Annotated in this window: 15 protein-coding genes; 12 read left to right on the top strand and 3 right to left on the bottom strand. The window is 46.3% G+C overall.

Annotation, left to right across the window (positions count from 1 at the left end; translation table 11 throughout):
- Window positions 1–67: 67 nt before the first annotated feature.
- The 3 genes from zapE to L5M11_RS12595 all read left to right on the top strand — a co-directional run bounded on the left by zapE (window position 68) and on the right by L5M11_RS12595 (window position 3565).
- Window positions 68–1354 (top strand): cell division protein ZapE, encoded by a 1287-nt coding sequence (gene zapE / locus L5M11_RS12605; protein ID WP_263185864.1) that lies wholly within the window; start codon window positions 68–70, stop codon window positions 1352–1354.
- 586 nt (window positions 1355–1940) lie between these two features.
- Window positions 1941–2417 carry an MCP four helix bundle domain-containing protein gene (locus L5M11_RS12600; protein WP_263185863.1) on the top strand — a complete coding sequence of 159 codons (477 nt, stop codon included), beginning with the start codon at window positions 1941–1943 and terminating at the stop codon, window positions 2415–2417.
- Window positions 2414–3565 carry a methyl-accepting chemotaxis protein gene (locus tag L5M11_RS12595; protein ID WP_263192277.1) on the top strand — a complete coding sequence of 384 codons (1152 nt, stop codon included), beginning with the start codon at window positions 2414–2416 and terminating at the stop codon, window positions 3563–3565. The genes L5M11_RS12600 and L5M11_RS12595 overlap by 4 nt, the downstream gene beginning before the upstream one ends.
- Before the next feature lie 124 nt (window positions 3566–3689).
- Here L5M11_RS12595 and L5M11_RS12590 read toward each other — a convergent pair whose 3' ends face one another.
- Complete coding sequence (locus L5M11_RS12590; protein WP_173242949.1) at window positions 3690–4688, bottom strand: LysR family transcriptional regulator; 999 nt, start codon at window positions 4686–4688, stop codon at window positions 3690–3692.
- Window positions 4689–4826: 138 nt separating this feature from the next.
- Between L5M11_RS12590 and L5M11_RS12585 the strand changes: the two genes are divergently transcribed.
- Window positions 4827–5786: a sodium-dependent bicarbonate transport family permease gene (locus tag L5M11_RS12585; protein ID WP_263192276.1), complete on the top strand. Its 960-nt coding sequence runs from the start codon at window positions 4827–4829 to the stop codon at window positions 5784–5786.
- A gap of 76 nt (window positions 5787–5862) precedes the next feature.
- Here L5M11_RS12585 and L5M11_RS12580 read toward each other — a convergent pair whose 3' ends face one another.
- Both L5M11_RS12580 and glnE read right to left on the bottom strand, forming a co-directional pair.
- Complete coding sequence (locus L5M11_RS12580; protein ID WP_263192274.1) at window positions 5863–6834, bottom strand: sensor domain-containing diguanylate cyclase; 972 nt, start codon at window positions 6832–6834, stop codon at window positions 5863–5865.
- A gap of 104 nt (window positions 6835–6938) precedes the next feature.
- A complete protein-coding gene (gene glnE, locus L5M11_RS12575; protein WP_263192272.1) occupies window positions 6939–9794 on the bottom strand; it encodes a bifunctional [glutamate--ammonia ligase]-adenylyl-L-tyrosine phosphorylase/[glutamate--ammonia-ligase] adenylyltransferase in 2856 nt (951 codons plus the stop codon).
- A gap of 238 nt (window positions 9795–10032) precedes the next feature.
- Between glnE and L5M11_RS12570 the strand changes: the two genes are divergently transcribed.
- The 8 genes from L5M11_RS12570 (at window position 10033) to L5M11_RS12535 (ending at window position 17067) form a co-directional block, all read left to right on the top strand.
- Window positions 10033–11004: a hypothetical protein gene (locus L5M11_RS12570; protein WP_105251557.1), complete on the top strand. Its 972-nt coding sequence runs from the start codon at window positions 10033–10035 to the stop codon at window positions 11002–11004.
- A gap of 13 nt (window positions 11005–11017) precedes the next feature.
- On the top strand, window positions 11018–11917 hold the full coding sequence (locus L5M11_RS12565; protein WP_113939026.1) for a DUF350 domain-containing protein: 900 nt from the start codon (window positions 11018–11020) through the stop codon (window positions 11915–11917).
- A gap of 4 nt (window positions 11918–11921) precedes the next feature.
- The gene (locus L5M11_RS12560) at window positions 11922–13646 is read left to right on the top strand and encodes a polyamine aminopropyltransferase (protein WP_219233820.1); all 1725 of its coding nucleotides are present in this window, start codon (window positions 11922–11924) and stop codon (window positions 13644–13646) included.
- Window positions 13647–13724: 78 nt separating this feature from the next.
- Window positions 13725–14138: a YjfI family protein gene (locus L5M11_RS12555; protein WP_105251554.1), complete on the top strand. Its 414-nt coding sequence runs from the start codon at window positions 13725–13727 to the stop codon at window positions 14136–14138.
- An 11-nt stretch (window positions 14139–14149) separates the two neighbouring features.
- The gene (locus L5M11_RS12550; protein ID WP_028761835.1) at window positions 14150–14839 is read left to right on the top strand and encodes a PspA/IM30 family protein; all 690 of its coding nucleotides are present in this window, start codon (window positions 14150–14152) and stop codon (window positions 14837–14839) included.
- A gap of 163 nt (window positions 14840–15002) precedes the next feature.
- A complete protein-coding gene (locus tag L5M11_RS12545) occupies window positions 15003–15656 on the top strand; it encodes a DUF4178 domain-containing protein (protein WP_263142678.1) in 654 nt (217 codons plus the stop codon).
- A 101-nt stretch (window positions 15657–15757) separates the two neighbouring features.
- Window positions 15758–16087, top strand: coding sequence for a hypothetical protein (locus L5M11_RS12540; RefSeq protein WP_028761837.1), 330 nt, complete (start codon window positions 15758–15760; stop codon window positions 16085–16087).
- 155 nt (window positions 16088–16242) lie between these two features.
- On the top strand, window positions 16243–17067 hold the full coding sequence (locus L5M11_RS12535) for an ion transporter (RefSeq protein ID WP_263192270.1): 825 nt from the start codon (window positions 16243–16245) through the stop codon (window positions 17065–17067).
- Window positions 17068–17146: the final 79 nt, after the last annotated feature.

Below are 17146 nucleotides of genomic sequence, written 5' to 3'. Positions count from 1 at the left end.
ACTAAAACAAAGCTAAAGAACACACTAGCAGCAAACACCGAAAACAAACCGCCAACGAGACCCCGACATGGCACATTCAAACTCCGCTAGCTCGCAATCGATAACCCCAATCGTGACACCACTTGAAGCGTATCGCGCCAAGGTGTGCATAGATCTCATTGACGATCCCGCGCAGCAACAGGCGGTGTTGGCGCTCGATGTACTATTTAAGCAGTTGATGCTACAGCCACATTCAGCACACTTTCCCCTTATCAACAAACAAGCAATCAAAGGTCTGTATCTGTGGGGCGATGTGGGGAGGGGCAAAACGTTTCTGATGGATTTGTTTTTCGATTGTTTGCCGAGTGAAGGTAAGTTAAGACTGCATTTTCACCGATTTATGGCGCGGATTCACCAAGCATTACGCGAGCATTCGGGTAAACGAGATCCGTTAACTCTCATAGCTAAAAATCTCGCAAAAGAGTGCAAGGTGCTGTGTTTCGATGAGTTTTTTGTCTCGGATATTGGCGATGCCATGATACTCGCAGGGCTCTTTGAATGCCTATTCAAACAAGGTGTGGTGCTGGTCGCCACCTCAAATATTCCTATTGAGCGCTTATATGAGAACGGCCTAGCTAGGCACAGATTTTTACCTTGCATCCAACTGCTGCAAACACACACTCAAATGCTGCATCTCAATGGCAACCAAGACCATAGGATGCACGCCATCAATGCTTCATTAAACAACGAGATTGACATTGATAGCGCTGAAGTTAACGCCTCGATTTCCCGCAATATCGGCATTACCGGAACACTCGATTTTGAGCAGATTTTTGACAAGCTAGTGAATAGGTTAACGCCAAATACACCCAATATGAGCGCTATTGGCATTAGTGATAGCAGAATGAGTAATACTAGCCTCACCATCTGCAACCGTGAAATTCCAGTGATCCGCGCCGCTATAGCACCAACAGGCAACTCAGTCGCTTGGTTCGATTTTTATGCCCTATGTGACGGCCCGAGATCCCAACTCGATTACATCGAAATCGCCAGTCGATTTAAGATCTTAATGGTAAGCGGCGTTCCCAAATTAGGTGGCGAAGTGAAAAGCTGGATCCGTGCCCGCGGCACAGAAGACGGTACAGGTGATAACCAAGCCGCAGCCACGGGCGAGCGCAAACTCTCCTATGCGGCCAACGACGACCCAGCACGGCGCTTTATTAGCTTGATTGATGAGTTATACGATCAAAATGTCAGCTTATATCTCAGCTGCGACGTGCCACTGAATGAACTCTATCAAGGTGGCGCACTCAGTTTTGAATTCCGCCGCACCTACAGTCGATTAATAGAAATGAGTCGAAGTGAATGGCCGTAAAACATTAGCGATTTATCGCTCTGTTGAGTTAGACCAAAACCCTAATATTGATAAGCAAGAAGTTAGCCATCACGATAAAAATTCGAGGAACAATTAGTGACAAGATAATTCATGCATTCAGAATATAACAAGTCAAATACGCTATTTGCAGATACAAGCCTAGAAAGATGAATAAGTACCTAAATTGAAAATCTGCAATCATAGACAAACTAGTACAGAAAAAACATTATAATAATTAAAAATCAAATACATAAAGTAGAAAATCCATCTGCCATAATCGATTCAATCCACACAACTAAATGACTCATTACGTTCAATTTGCTTCTAGCTGTTGCTAACCTTGAGTTTTAAGGTACGGTGTAACTTAGTTTCAATTGTTCTAATTTACAGCCTATAGGTTTAAATCGATCAAATTTACAACCTGCAACATAAAAGCTCAAAAATATAATCTATAGTTTATGCAATCAACTAAAGACTCATGATTCTGACTAAGCGCCATGACACTTAACTTAGTTCGAAATATTCGCTAGAAAATATTAAGAACAGCCTTAAACGGAACTCTTTTAAATACAGGGACGATTAACTTATGTGGTTACGACAATTTAAGATTGGCTCACGATTAATTGCTGCGTTTGGATTACTTGCTCTTGTGTTGCTACTTCAAGGAATCATGTCATTACAGACGATGTCATCCATGCGATCCACTGCAGAAGAAATTGAAGATAATACCCTACCTACGCTGGTCAGTCTGTCGAGCATCAACCTCAATGTGATGCGCGCTAGGGTGTTTACATTTCGCCTGTTATTAGCAAATTCGGCAGCAGAACTTAACAAAGGACTCGATACATTAAGGCAAATCCGCCAGAGTATTAAAACGGATCAAAAAAACTATGAGCCTTTAATTAGCCTGCCAGGTGAGCAGGAGCTTTATCAAGAATTTAGTGGCAGCCTTGATCTATATTTAAAGCATCAAGATGAGATGATCAGCAAGCTACAGGCGAATGATGCAGCCGAAGCTAAACGGATCATGGATGATGTCATGATAGTGCAAGCCGAAAAATGACAAAGACGCTCATTAGCATTGGCAGCTTGAATACTGAATATGCAAAGGAACAAGGTCAAATAACTGCACAAGCCTACGACGAGAGTAAATGGCTAAACAGCATTATGATAGTGGGCTCCTTAATCGCTGCATTTGTAGTGGCAATATTTTTAACTCGCAGTATCGTGCAGCCAATGAAGGAAGCTGTAGGCATTTCAGTAGCAGTCGCAAGGGGGGATTTAACGCAGAAAATCAGCACAGAGGGTAAAGATGAAACCAGTCAACTGATGCAATCATTAGCTGAAATGCAGCAAAACCTGCGCGACACTTTATCCCATATAGCAAACTCCTCTAGCCAGCTCGCCTCCGCCGCCGAAGAACTCAATTCAGTCACTGAAGATGCTTCCCGCGGCATACAGCAACAAAATGATGAAATACAGCAAGCGGCAACTGCGATTACCGAAATGAGTTCGGCAGTAGATGAAGTTGCCAATACGGCGGTGCTCGCTTCAGAAGCCTTTGAAGAAACCGCCCGCAGTACCGAATTAGGTAAAAAACAGGTAGATCAGACTGTCGCAGCTATTATCGACATGAATCAGGATGTAACGCAAAGTTCACAGGTTGTTCAAACCTTAGCGATTCAAGCGAGGGATATAGGTAAAGTTCTCGATGTGATCCGCGCCATTGCTGAGCAAACAAATTTACTGGCCTTAAACGCAGCCATTGAAGCGGCGCGAGCGGGCGATACAGGCCGTGGTTTTGCGGTTGTTGCTGATGAAGTTCGTGCCCTAGCCCATCGCACTCAGTCCTCGACCCGTGAAATTGAAGACATGATTAACAAAATCCAGCACGGCACCGAAACGGCTGTGCAATCGATGCAGCACAGCGGCCAAAAGGCTGAACAGGCACTCTCAGTCGCAAGATTGGCAGGGGATGCATTAAACACGATTAATCGCCAAATCAGTACGATGAATAACAGCAACATGGTCATTGCAAGCGCCGCCGAAGAGCAAGCGAAAGTCGCACGTGAGGTCGATAAAAACATTGTGAATATTAGTGATCTTGCCAGCCAAAGTGCTGCGGGGGCACAGCAAACCAGTGCCTCAGCACATGAGCTCTCAAGACTCGCCGTTGAACTGAACAATCTACTGACGCGATTTAAAGTCTAGAGTATCACTTTATAATGGAATCAGAGGGTAATGGCACAAGATGTGTTAAACCGTTACCCTCAATGCATAACGCTATGATCTAGTTTAATAAAGCATTCCATAATACAAGCAAGACTCAAGAGTGCTAGGACCGAGTTTGCGGTGCATGATTAAAGTGCATAGCCAGTTCACTGATATCAGTGGCAACCCATTCTGGCTCGATACACTCGACCAAATGCGCCGCCATAAAGTCCACCAGTTGCATGGCGGCATAGGGCAAACGGCGATCTTTACGGCCAACTAGATACCAGTTACTTTCGAGCGGAAACCCCGTAACAGTTAGAATTGCAGGTTTTTCGCGCCCTTCTTGCAAGGTATGCGCCGAAATCACCGACAAACCTAAGCCCGACGCGACGCTCAAGCGTATCGCCTCATTACTCTCGATTTGCATAGTGTCACCGAGCGTGATGCCTTGGCCGCTGCACCAAGACTCGAACATTAAGCGGGTGGCTGACCCCGGTTCGCGAACGATAAAACGCTCATTTTTAAGCTCGTTAAAATTCACTTGTTCACGACCCACAGCCCAATGCTCCTTTGGTGCAATCAGTTGCAGCGGATTTTTGATGATGCGTGCAGATAACACGTTATCGCCACTTGGAGGATGACTGAACAGGTATAAATCATCTTCTTGACGTTCAAATCTGCCTAATACATGGGCACGGTTACCAATATTTAAGGTCACTTTAACCTGTGGAAACTGCCGATAAAATGCCCCTAAAATCCGTGGTAACACGTATTTTGCGGTAGTGACAATACCGATATTAATGTGACCGACACTGCCACCTTTAGCCTGCTGCATAAAAGCATCGAAATCCTCAAAACGACTCAAGGTATCGCAGGCTGCGCGGTACAACTCATTACCAATCAAGGTCGGTAACATGCGGCCATCACGACTCTCGAGTAATGGCTCGCCCAACACATCGGCCAGTTTTTTAAGCTGTAATGACACTGTGGGTTGAGTTAAATGCAATGCCCTCGCCGCTGCGGAAATATTACCTAACCGCACCACTTGCACATACACCTGCAGTAACCGAAAACTCAAATGCCGCAATTTAAGCTGAGTCGATGACGAACGCTTATCCATAGACAATTATCTATACCTAGGTGGTAAACAATTTATTTTTCAATATAACCAATTAGGTCCAAAATCACCAGCCATCAGGATCACCCGACAAACAAGCGCGTTTTGCACCGCTTAAAAGTCAAACTTAATGAGATACCAATGCCCGATATTGTCATTGCCTTTTTCGCCTTAGGCCTGTTAGCTGGCCTAGTGAAATCAGATCTTAAAGTCCCACCCGCGATCTACGAAACCCTATCCATACTGTTAATGCTTACCTTAGGTTTAAAGGGCGGAATGGCGCTCCACGGTCACACTCAAAACTTAGTGATCACTGAGCTATTAGCGGTTGTTGCCTTAGGTTTGATTATCCCCTTGGCCTTATACCCTGTACTAACCCAGCTGGTTCGCATTGGCCATACCGATGCCATTAGTATTGCCGCCCATTACGGCTCCGTCAGTGCGGGAACATTTGCGGTGGTGATGGCTATGGTTGAAAAATCTGGGCTGATCTTAAGGCCAGAAACGACCCTGTATCTCGTGCTGCTGGAACTACCTGCTATTGTCGTAATGCTCTGGTTACACAGATACTTAAGTGCCAAAAAAGCAATTGAAACATCACCCAAAAATGAAAATCAATCAAGCGTGTTGCACGAAGCCTTAACCAGCCGCGGCGTTGTCTTACTCCTTGGCGGTGTGGTGATAGGTTGGCTTTATGGCCCAACGGGACTTGCGCCGCTTACACCTGTGCTACTAGGCGGGTTCAAAACTTTACTGGCATTATTTTTACTGGAAATGGGCTTAGTAACGGCCAAAGTGTGTTTGCCGCTACCACTTAAACAGTGGCGCTTATTAGTGTTTGCCGCCGTAGCGCCCTTTGTATTGGCTTGGTGTGGTATTGGTGTAGGTGTTTGGCTGGACTTACCTTCAGGCAGCATTTTAGTGTTAGCGGCATTAAGTGCCAGCGCATCTTATATCGCAGCGCCAGCTGCCATTCGTGCCGCAATCCCCGAAGCCAATATAGGGCTGGCTATGCTAGCCTCACTCGGGATCACATTTCCGGTTAACGTGCTAATTGGCTTACCCTTATATCAACATTGGGTAACGCTCATTACAGCTTAGTACTTCTTCGCCGAATAAAGTCCAATGAAAAGGGAGACATTATTGCCACCTTTTCATTGGCATAAGCGTAAACAATTTAAGATGCATCACTATGATGTGTAGCTTTATTCTGATACATAGCTTTATCGGCGGAATCTAACAGATCCTCTAAGCTCATATCTGAATCCGGTGTCCAATGGGCGATACCTATGCTGGTCGCCAATCTATGTTGCTTAGGATGCTGTTGATTATATTGCTCCAGTAACTGCTTAAAACGCTCGATAACCCGATTGACTGTATCTCTATGCACAAAACTTAGCAGCACCACAAACTCATCGCCGCCAAGCCTTGCGATCACATCCGACTCCCTAAAAGCGGTCATTAAGATATGGGCAAAATCATATAACACCTGATCGCCCTTTAGGTGACCAAAGCTGTCATTCACTTCCTTAAAAAAGTCGAGATCGAAGAAAACTAAGGCCGCCTCAGATTCGGTACGTCGACAACTCGCCATTGACTGATGGGCCAGTAATTCAAAACCACGTCGATTCGAAATAGCCGTCAAGGGATCTAAGGTATTTTGCGCGATAGAGAGTAATTCAGCCTCTACCATTTGTCCTAAATCCGTTAAGGTTTCAATGTCTTCAGCCGTAAAATCCCGCGGTTCAGTACCGATTAAACACAAAGTACCCACCCGATATTGCTCGTGAATGGTGAGAGGATAGCCGGCGTAAAAGCGAATGTGCGGCTGCTCAGTCACCAGAGGATTGTCACTAAAGCGGGGATCTTTGAGGGCGTCGTTCACGATGAAAATGCCGTCATGATTGATCGCATGTCCACAAAATGAAATTTCCCGAGGTGTTTCAGTCACCTCCAATCCTTGGCGTGATTTAAACCATTGCCGTTCGGCATCCACTAAGGTCACAACACAGATGGGCAAGGAGAAAATTCTGCGCGTAAGCCGAGTAATACGATCGAAACGTTCCTCGGCATCGGTATCGAGCACATTAAGTGCGCGTAATGTGGCCAAGCGTTGCAGCTCGTTTTCAGGAATTGTAGGTAATTGCATGGCACTCTCAGCTAACTGCTCTCATTAAACTCTAGCCTAAATGGTGTATTCTTGCGGTGTTAAGGCTGAAATTCGTATCAGCCTTAATCCCCTTAAAGACTGCACTATTCAAGCACAGCACGATAAATGTTTAACACCCGCTCAGCATGCTCTTCTACCTCTGACACTGGTAGCTGCCCCGCCTTTTGTTGCAGAGTAAGTCGATGATTTTCATCCCGTAGTAAGCAATAGGTCTGAGTTAAATGCTGGGCACTCATCATTGGCAAAAGTTCAAGCTCAGCTAACACACCAAAAATCCGTACATTGTCGGACCAAATCGTTAGCTCTGGATACTCGTGGGCATTAGCCAGCACTAAGTACTGGGCAATAAACTCAATATCGGCAATCCCGCCTGGACTCTGCTTTAAATCAAACATGCCATCACTGACTTTAAGCAAGTGATCGCGCATCTTCTGACGCATCTCACGTACCGCTTTTTGCAGCTCAGCTTTATCACGGGGCTTTTCCAATACTGAAGCGCGAATATGGCTGAATTTAACCGCTAAGCTATTGTCACCAAAAACAAAACGCGAGCGAACTAAAGCTTGATGCTCCCAAGTCCACGCCTCATTAGCTTGGTATTCGCCAAAACGCTCAATCTCACTGACCATCAAACCGGAGGCGCCTGATGGGCGCAGTCGCATATCCACTTCATACAACTCCCCCGAAGTGGTACGAGTCGAGAACAAATGTAGAATTCGCTGGGCGAGTTTGAGGTAAAAATGACCAACTTCAATCGGCCGTTCACCATTGGTCTGGCTGTTATCTGCTTTGTTTTCACACAGGAAGACTAAATCGAGATCGGAGCCGTAACCCAACTCTATCCCGCCGAGCTTGCCATAACCGACAACGGCAAAGCCTGTGTCACTACCCTCAAGGTGAGCGGGCACCCCATGGCGCACTGAAACCTGTTGCCACGCCTGCATCACCACTTGTTCGATAATAGCTTCGGCTAAAAAAGTTAAGTGATCGCTCACTTGCATCACGGGTAAAACACCCGTGACATCGGCGGCGGCGATTTTAAGTTGTTGTGAAAGCTTAAATTGTCGCAGCGCTTCCATCTGCTGCTCCATATCATCCTCGGGCACGCGCATCATGTACTGACGCAGCTCGCTCGGATAATCGTCGATGGAGGTCGTGTCATAGAGCTGCGACGGATCGATAAGCTCATCGAGCAACATGGGAAATTTAGCCAACTGCGCGGCAATCCAAGGACTGGCGCAACACAAGCTCACCAACTGCTGCCGCGCGCCGGGGTTTTCACACAAAAGCTCAAGGTAAGTGGTGCGAGTTAAAATCTGCTCCAGCACCTTAGACACGGGCTCAAAAGCTGACGATGGACTCTGTTGATTAATCAATTCTTCCAATAATCTTGGCATTAATTTATCTAAGGTTTCTCGCCCGCGTGGACCAATGGAACGCTTAGTCACTGTTTCGCGCCAACTGCTGAGCATAGGGCACAGCTTGTCATCATCAATTTGCTGTTCGGCCAACAACGCGATCCCATCATCAAGGTCTTGCATGTTCCACAGCTGCGTCGTCCAATGTTCAGCTTTTTCTTCGCCTTCTTCGCCGCCCACTGTGGCTTTAAAATGACGATGGATTTTGCTCATTGCCGCTTCAATATGAGTGCGTAAATCAATCTCATTGGCCATATCGAGTACATGGCACAATCGCGCCCAATCCAGTGGATTATTCGGTAAGGTTTGAGTTTGTTTATCGTCAATGGCTTGCAGCAGATTCTCAACCCGGCGCAGCAGTAAATAACTATGTTTAAGCTCATCCACCGCCAAATATTCAAACTGCCCTAAGCTGTAAAGCGTATCGATAGCACCGAATAAACTCTGCTGACGCAACGCAGGCTCACGGCCGCCACGGATCAATTGAAAACTTTGCACCACGAACTCGACCTCACGAATACCGCCTGCACCGAGTTTAATATTGTCGGTCAAATGACGGCGCCGCACTTCTTGCGCGATGAGTTGCTTCATTTTCCGCAGGGATTCAATTGCCGAAAAGTCGATATAACGGCGATACACAAAGGGTCTCAGGAGGCTGTGTAGTTCATCGGAGAAATGGTTCCAAGGCCCGAGCGCACGCGCCTTGACCATGGCATAACGCTCCCAGTCTCGTCCTTGTTCTTGGTAATAATCCTCAAGACCGCTAAAACTCACCACCAAGGGGCCACTTTCACCGTAGGGACGCAAACGCATATCCACGCGGAACACGAAACCATCGACAGTGACTTGATCGAGCAAGTTCACTAACCTTTGCCCCATGCGGATAAAGAATTGTTGATTGTCTAAACTGCGACGACCGCCGACGGTTTCGCCATGCTCAGGAAACGTGAAAATCAAATCGATATCGGAGGAGAAATTAAGCTCGCGGCCGCCTAACTTACCCATGCCTAAAATCAGTAGCGGTTGCGGATTCCCTTCTTTGTCCATAGGCGTGCCATATTGAGCGCACATATCTTTATAGAGCCAATCGCGGGCGCAGATCACTAACGCTTCGGCGAGCGCCGACAGATCAAGCAAGGATTCCTCTAAACTGGCATAGTCTAAAAAGTCACGCCAAGCTAAACGCACCATTTGATAGTTACGAAACCGTCGCAGGGTGGTTTTAGCCATCTCCTCAGTGGTCGTGCTAGCCAGTTCTTCATGTAAATCAACATCAAAGTTTTTACGATCAATCAGGCTTAACTCGCCCGCAAACAGCATAGCGATCCACTCGGGATGTCGGCATAGTTGAGCCGTCACATAATCACTGAGTCCCAAAACCGTTTTGAGTTCTTGCTGCTGAGCAGGCGTTAATTGCGCAAGTCCTTCGGACCATGCTTCCTCTAATCGCAGCCAATTGCGTTCAGCGGTTTGATTAATAAGAATAGACAATGACTTATTACTGTCTTTTTGCATGGTCATAATAATCCCTAACAAATTTAGCTATCGACATATTATGTCGTAAATGATATAGATTGACGCCACATCATGTTATGTTCGACGAGACTTGCAGCTACCTGATGTAACACACAAATAAAGGTTTACACTTTTATCTGTGGCATTTAAGGGTACTATAACCTGCGCGGCAGGCATATTGGGCAAGCGGATTATTATTGCCTGCAAGTATTTGAGTTTTATTTCATTACCTTTTGGAGAAAACATGGCAGGAATGCTAACCCGTGTTCTCACATCGATACTTTTTTTAGCCGTTTCGCTATCGCTGACGGGTTGTGGCGATGACAGACCGGATAAAATCGCGAAGTATCAACAACTCACACAGCAACGACTCGCTACGCTCACGACGATGATCGATGACGGCCAGTTGCGTAACGCTAATCTCTTAAAACAATACACGACACTGCTAAAGCAACAGAAACCCGATTTAGCACCCTTACTCGATGAATTAGCAAAGGATTCTGGTACTCAAGGTCCCATGTATACCTCGCTAAAACGTCGTTTAGATGAGTCGAAAGTGGCGAGTAACTTTGCTGATCTCGATCAACAGCTGGCCGAAGCAGAAAATCTTTATCAAGCCGCAGATCCCAGTCTGTTTAACGATATGTTGTCTGATCCCGTCAACGTGGTCGCCGATATGTCCGACGGCAAACTGGCTCGCGTAAATGCGATTAGCCGTGAGGCCGCAACATTAGCCAATGGCGGTGAAGATTTTGGTCCAGGCAGTCAATTAGTTGGTAATCCCTCTTACGGCAACTGGCAAACCGACTCGAGCGGCACTTCGTTTTGGGCTTGGTATGGCATGTATTCGATGTTTTCGAATGTCTTCAATCGCCCAGTTTCCTACGATCGTTGGTCGGGTAACCGAGGTTATAGCTATTACAATGACGTAGGTCGTTATCGCTATACCTCACCCAAACAAGCGGATGCGCAAAATAAGACCTTCGAACAAACGAAAAAACGTTTCGACTCACAAGGCAAGCGCTTTGACAGCCCTTATGCTAAACCGCGAACTGGTGGCACGGCGTTATCCCGTGAAAGTACCAGCGCACCTAAGGCCAGCACGACAAGTGCGAGCAAGAGTTCGAACAGTAAGTTTCGATCTAACTATGCTAAAGACAGCAGTTTCCGCAATTCCAGCAATCGCACGACCCGCAGTGTGCGCCGGGGCAAGTAACTAAGGATTTCCAATGACATTATTTCAGGATTTCGGTATCACACCAGAGCTAGCCATCATTCTGGCTATCGATCTCACCATAGCCGTAATTTTGCTAACGCTAATGCGTTATTTGCAAGGTTGGAGTGTAAAGGTCAATAGCAGTAAGGAGCTGGCAGAGCGGGATAACTTTGCCTTTGGCATAAGTACCGCTGGCGCAGTTGCCGCCCTAGGCATAGTGCTTACTGGCGCTATCACAGGCGCTGCGGCACACTCTTATCTTACCGAAGCGATTGGCATGAGCTGCTATGGTTTATTCGGTTTAGTACTGATTAAACTCGGCCGTTTTCTCCACGATAAAATAGCGCTAAATGAGTTTGATAAAAACGAGCAAATCATCAAAGGTAATGTGTCCGTCGCTATCGTCGATGCCAGCGTTGCTATTGCTACCGCCATTATCATTCGCTCCGTCTTGCTGTGGGCAGAAGATTTAACGGTCGATACCTTCATTGCCATCTTCAGCGCCTTTGCGATTTCTCAGTTGATGTTAGTGCTACTCACGCGCTGGCGTGAAAACCGTTTCGCAAGCCGCAACCAAGACTCGTCTATGCAGCAAGCCTTAGCCCAAGGTCATACAGCGTTAGCGCTACGCCATGCGGGTTATATGATTGCTATGGCACTGAGCTTTAATGCCGCCAGTCACTTTATTATTTATAATCCAACGGCTTATGTGACTAACGTGATCGGTTGGTTAGTGTTCTCAGTCATTATGCTGATCGCACTCTCCTTACTGCTGTTCGTCGTGAAGAAACTGGTATTGGCCCGTATCGATTTAGCCGATGAAGTGGAAAGACAACACAATATCGGTATCGCCGCAGTAGAAATGGCGATCAGTATCGCTATCGCACTTATTCTTACGGCACTGATGGCTTAATCGAATGCAAGAAATTAGCTTAACTCCCTCGGCGGCTAAACCTAGCCGCCTAGGTTGGTTCGACGATGTTCTCTTATTGGGCATTATGGCCGTATTAGCAGGTTGCGGCCTGATCTACGAATATCTTTTATCCCACTATGCGGGCCGCATTTTAGGCGCATTAGAAGCCGCCATTTACACCATGATAGGCTTAATGATTGTCTCCATGGGACTAGGTGCCTTCGCCGCGCGTAAGATCCGTGATGCCTTTACCGGTTTTGTGATCTTAGAACTCACAGTTGCACTCTGTGGCTCACTCGCCATTTTAATCACAGCAGCGGTGATTGGTTTTGGTCAACAACTACCATTGATCATTGCTAACACCTTAGGTTTACCGCCAGATCAACTGCCCGAAGGTGGCATGATAGGCTCGCTGCAAAAACTCAGCGAATACTTACCCTATGTGTGGGGTGTGTTATTGGGCCTGATGATTGGTATGGAAATCCCGCTGATTGCTAGGGTTCGCCAATCCCTTTCCGACGAGCATTTACTGCATAACGCGGGCACCATTTACGGAGCTGATTACATAGGCGCAGGCATAGGTGCCGCAATTTGGGTTGGCTTTATGCTCGCCATCGATATCCAACTCGCCGCCGCCTTAACCGCCAGTTTCAATCTATTGGCAGGTTTTGTGTTTATCTGGCGATTCTGGCCTAAAATCCGCCGCCCTAAACTGCTTTTGAGTGGGCATTTTATCGTGACTGGCGTCTTACTAGTATTAGCAATCCACGGCCCACGCTGGGAGCAAGAATTCAATAATTTGCTCTATAAAGACAAAGTGGTTTACGCCAAGGCGACACGTTTCCAACAGCTGACCTTCACCGAGCGGTTGCGCGGTAACGGTCTGCCGCCCGTTTATGCTTTATACATCAATGGTCGCTTACAATTTTCTAGCATAGACGAGCACATCTACCATACGTTTCTCGTTCATCCTACGCTCGCGGCCAGTGCCCGTCACAACAAGGTGCTGATCATTGGCGGCGGTGATGGACTCGGTCTCAAACAAGTACTGCGCTGGGAGCCTGAACAAGTCACGCTGCTCGATCTCGATGTGGGCCTAGTGCAATTATTTAAATCGCCCGATACAGATATGCCCGATAGTCTCAGTCGCGCTATGTTGGCGCTCAATGGCAACGCACTGAACGATCCCCGTGTCACAGTGATCAACGACGATGCATTTAATGGTGTCGATAAACTGATTGCCACAGGCGTGAAATACGATGCGATTATCGTAGACTTGCCCGATCCGAGCCATCCCGATCTTAATAAGCTGTATTCGGACTATTTCTACCGTAAATTAAAGGAACTTATGAGCAGTGATGGCGCTCTGACTGTACAGTCGACATCGCCTTACCATGCCCCTAAGGCCTTTATTTCGGTAGCAAAAACCTTGGCATTGGCGGGATTTGACGTCAAGCAGTACCATCATAATGTGCCCAGTTTTGGCGAATGGGGCTGGAGTATTGCAACCTTAGGCGGACTCGATGCACAACACAGATTAGCGAAGTTAACTGAATTGCCCATCAAAGATGACTGGCTCACTTTAGGTTTAGTGGATGGCGCCTTTGAGTTTCCAGCCAATTTTTATCAAGATGCCGCCAACATAAAACCCAATGAATTGGGTTCATTGCAGCTGTATCACTACCATTTGCAAGATTGGTCCGAGAATCAAGGACTGGATCTTTTTTAATAGGATGAGATAGTACTTGACATATTATGTCTCGGTGCTATCTTTGAACACAGACATAATATGTCAATAAGGACAAATATGAATATCCATACCATTGCCAATCACCTCAACAGTCTTGGCAACAACAGCCAAACTGGCTTTCAATTTGATTGTTATCCAATCGATGGTGAAGTCGAAGTGTTGCAAGTGAATGTGGTCGGCCGTGAAGAAATCCCGGTATTTGTATCGGTAACGGACAACCAAGTACTTTGCATCAGCTACCTGTGGGGCGAGAACGAAGTAAATCAAGAACGTCGCAGTGAAATGTTTGAAACCATGCTAGAGCTCAACATTCCAATGCCCTTGTCAGCTTTTGCAAAAATTGATGACAAATACGTGGTTTACGGTGCGCTATCACTACAATCTAGCATGCTCGAAATCGAGCAAGAATTAGCAGTTTTATCTGATAACTGTTTAGAAGTTATTGATGAATTGGTCGACTATCTGAAATAAGGAGCCACAAAATGGGCATTCTGAATAAAATTTTAACAGCGTTTCGCGGTGGTGCCACCGAAGTTGGCCAAAGCATCGTTGACGCAAACTCAACCCGTATTTTCGAACAGGAAATCCGTGATGCAGAAAAGCATTTAACCAATGCTAAACGTGAACTGACCGATGTCATGGCAAAAGAAATGCAAGCCAGCCGTGAAATCGACCGTCTGAAACGTTCGATTGCAGAACACGAAGGTTATGCGACTCAAGCATTAGACAAAGGCAATGAAGCATTAGCGATTGAAATTGCTGAAAAGATTGCTCAGTTAGATCAAGAGTTGTCTGAACAACAAAGCGCCAACGACAGCTTTAGCGCCCATGCTGCACGCTTGAAAGACTTAGTGAAGAAAACCGAACGCCAACTGTCTGATTATCAACGTCAGTTGAGCATGGTTAAAACCACTGAAAGCGTGCAAAAAGCGACGGCAACCATTACTGACTCGTTCGCGTCTAGCAACTCTAAGCTGCTGAACGCTAAAGATTCACTAGAACGTATCAAGGCACGTCAGCAACAATTTGACGACCGTTTAAAAGCGGCTGAAACCTTAGCCGATGAAAACAGTGATAAGTCGTTGCAAGCCAAACTAGCCGAAGCGGGTATTGGTGAGCAAAAGTCAAACGCAAATGCAGTGCTAGATCGAATCAAAGCACGTAAAAGCTAAGCAATGATTGACCGAATGCCGAGTCTCAGTGGGATCATCACCCCCTACTGACCTCGGCATTTTTTGTTTCATCCTCATTAAATAAAAATGATCACTATTGCCCGTGAATATCCGCAGCCAATCAATATGAGGCCGCACGCGAGCATAGTCAGCAGGAGTCACTATGGGATTTTTCAATAGTATTTTTGGTAAGAAAGCCCCGCCACAGCGCGAGCTCAATCACCCGTCCCAGCTCAATGTCGGCGACATGATCTCAATTGATGATAGTTTTGCCCTGCCACCACAACTCCGTGGTCAACAATTAAGAGTCGAAGCCGTACATACTTACGAGTCGGAACGTAAACAACACTCCGAGTGGTTACTCAAGGGACATGGTAGCGATACTCTCTTTTTGAGCATTGAAGAAGACGACGAAACCTATCTCGCCTTTTCGATGAAGGTTTCCCGCGCCCAAGTGGAGCAATTATTCAATCTCGAGCAATTCAGCGCCCTGTTCGAGGAACCGGGTCATGCCGAGTTAACTACGCAAGTATTACCGGCCGACTTAGCTGAACAACTTGAACAATGGCTTGGAAAACAATACCACCAAGTGACTTTTGCCGCTTTTGGCTATTTCCATCGTCAGGATTATCGTGGCCAAAAGCCGCCACAGGATGCCAATGGCGCCACAGGTGAGCCCTTTGAGTACTATTTATTACTTGATGACAATGAAAGCTGCGCCGTCGAAGTGGAAGTCTACGAAGGGGGTGATACAGATGTCGTCTTGACCCTATATCGCCCGCTAACGGATATTCGGGAATACTGGCCGGCGAAATAACACAAAAATAAGATAAAGTGCGTGCTCGCACTTTATCAATAATCCCAATACAATCTCACAGATAAGCGCTAGAAACGGTTGATAGCAATAGGTAATACGCCATGAGTAAAACCAAACACCCTCTGCCCGAGCAATGGTTAAAGAACCAACAAGCCGCTAAGGCGACACAGGTTGCCTTCGATCTCGATGAAAAATTTCAATACTCTATTCGTAAAGCCGCGTTAGATGCAGGCGTTAGCCCTTCTGATCAAATTCGCACTATTTTAGGTCTTAGCGTATCGAAACGGCCAACGCGTCCGCGCCTTACCGTGTCACTCAATGCAGATGACTATGTGCAACTGGCAGAGAAATATGGTTTAAGTGCCGATTCACAGCTAGAAATTAAACGCCGCGTACTCGACGATTTAGTCCACTTTGTTGATGAAACCTAAAGCAACGCAGATCTCAAGCGCCAACCCTTCTTACCATTGGCTGGCGCGATTAATCGATATATAGCCCTTTTATTAACTCAGTCAATTTACTCACAGCCTAAAGTCTTTTACTTTAGTAGTGATATTCGCCGCACTTAACAGGGATCATGTTTGGCATGACAGATAAAACCCCATGGTCGCTTCGCACCCTTGGCACTCCTTCTCCATTCGAAATGGCGATGATGCTATTGTCCTTGCTGTCGGTGATCATAGTACTTGTCATGACCTTCGGCCGCCTAGATAGCGAAACCTACCGCTTGCTCTTCTTTGTCGATACCAGTATTTGCATGATTTTTATGATCAACTTCTTTGTTGGGTTGATCCGTGCTCGCGATAAACGCTTTTTCATTAAACACCATTGGATTGATTTTATTGCCAGTATTCCGGCGATTGAAGCCCTACGTATGGCACGGCTTTTTCAAATCCTACGGGTAATACGCCTGATCCGCATGAGTCGCTCACTGCTGCTCCCACTGGTAAAACAACGTAAACAAGCCACCTTAGCCAGTTTACTGGTTGCTATGGTGACGATTCTAACATTAGCTTCCGTCATTATGCTCATCGTCGAAAGCGGCACCGAAGGCGCCAATATCCAGACCGCTGAGCAAGCGATTTGGTGGGCATTAGTCACTATCTCTACCGTCGGCTACGGCGATTATTATCCTGTAAGCACAGCAGGCCACATCATAGGTGGCGTGGTCATTGTCAGCGGTGTGAGTTTTTTTGGGGTGATTTCAGGTTATATGGCATCGGTATTTGTCGCGCCAGATGAATCTGAACGCCAAGAACGCCAAGATGCGCATAAAGCCGAAATCAAATCAGAGCTTGAATTAGCCTTAGCGAGAATGAAAGAGAACCAACAAAAAATAGAACAAAATCAAGCGCAAATGCTGGCTCAAATTGCGGAACTTAAGCAGGCTATCGAAACAAAAAATAGCTGACTTTGTTGCGAAAACGGACTAATGAAAAGGCTCAATCTATTTTAGATTGAGCCTTTTCCGTTTATCAGCGATAAAAAGT

The sequence above is a fragment of the Shewanella sp. SM87 genome (genome assembly GCF_025653705.1).
GTDB lineage: Bacteria > Pseudomonadota > Gammaproteobacteria > Enterobacterales > Shewanellaceae > Shewanella > Shewanella oncorhynchi.
Note: the sequence above shows the minus strand (reverse complement) of the source record. Positions and strands in the feature narration are given on the sequence as shown.

Coding starts and splice junctions, on each gene's coding strand:
- L5M11_RS12540 (WP_028761837.1), top strand. CDS start 15,758: ATGAGTAAAACCAAACACCCTCTGCCCGAGCAATGGTTAAAGAACCAA.
- L5M11_RS12560 (WP_219233820.1), top strand. CDS start 11,922: ATGCAAGAAATTAGCTTAACTCCCTCGGCGGCTAAACCTAGCCGCCTA.
- L5M11_RS12555 (WP_105251554.1), top strand. CDS start 13,725: ATGAATATCCATACCATTGCCAATCACCTCAACAGTCTTGGCAACAAC.
- L5M11_RS12580 (WP_263192274.1), bottom strand. CDS start 6,834: ATGCAATTACCTACAATTCCTGAAAACGAGCTGCAACGCTTGGCCACA.
- L5M11_RS12595 (WP_263192277.1), top strand. CDS start 2,414: ATGACAAAGACGCTCATTAGCATTGGCAGCTTGAATACTGAATATGCA.
- L5M11_RS12535 (WP_263192270.1), top strand. CDS start 16,243: ATGACAGATAAAACCCCATGGTCGCTTCGCACCCTTGGCACTCCTTCT.
- L5M11_RS12590 (WP_173242949.1), bottom strand. CDS start 4,688: ATGGATAAGCGTTCGTCATCGACTCAGCTTAAATTGCGGCATTTGAGT.
- zapE (WP_263185864.1), top strand. CDS start 68: ATGGCACATTCAAACTCCGCTAGCTCGCAATCGATAACCCCAATCGTG.
- glnE (WP_263192272.1), bottom strand. CDS start 9,794: ATGACCATGCAAAAAGACAGTAATAAGTCATTGTCTATTCTTATTAAT.
- L5M11_RS12570 (WP_105251557.1), top strand. CDS start 10,033: ATGGCAGGAATGCTAACCCGTGTTCTCACATCGATACTTTTTTTAGCC.
- L5M11_RS12550 (WP_028761835.1), top strand. CDS start 14,150: ATGGGCATTCTGAATAAAATTTTAACAGCGTTTCGCGGTGGTGCCACC.
- L5M11_RS12565 (WP_113939026.1), top strand. CDS start 11,018: ATGACATTATTTCAGGATTTCGGTATCACACCAGAGCTAGCCATCATT.
- L5M11_RS12600 (WP_263185863.1), top strand. CDS start 1,941: ATGTGGTTACGACAATTTAAGATTGGCTCACGATTAATTGCTGCGTTT.
- L5M11_RS12585 (WP_263192276.1), top strand. CDS start 4,827: ATGCCCGATATTGTCATTGCCTTTTTCGCCTTAGGCCTGTTAGCTGGC.
- L5M11_RS12545 (WP_263142678.1), top strand. CDS start 15,003: ATGGGATTTTTCAATAGTATTTTTGGTAAGAAAGCCCCGCCACAGCGC.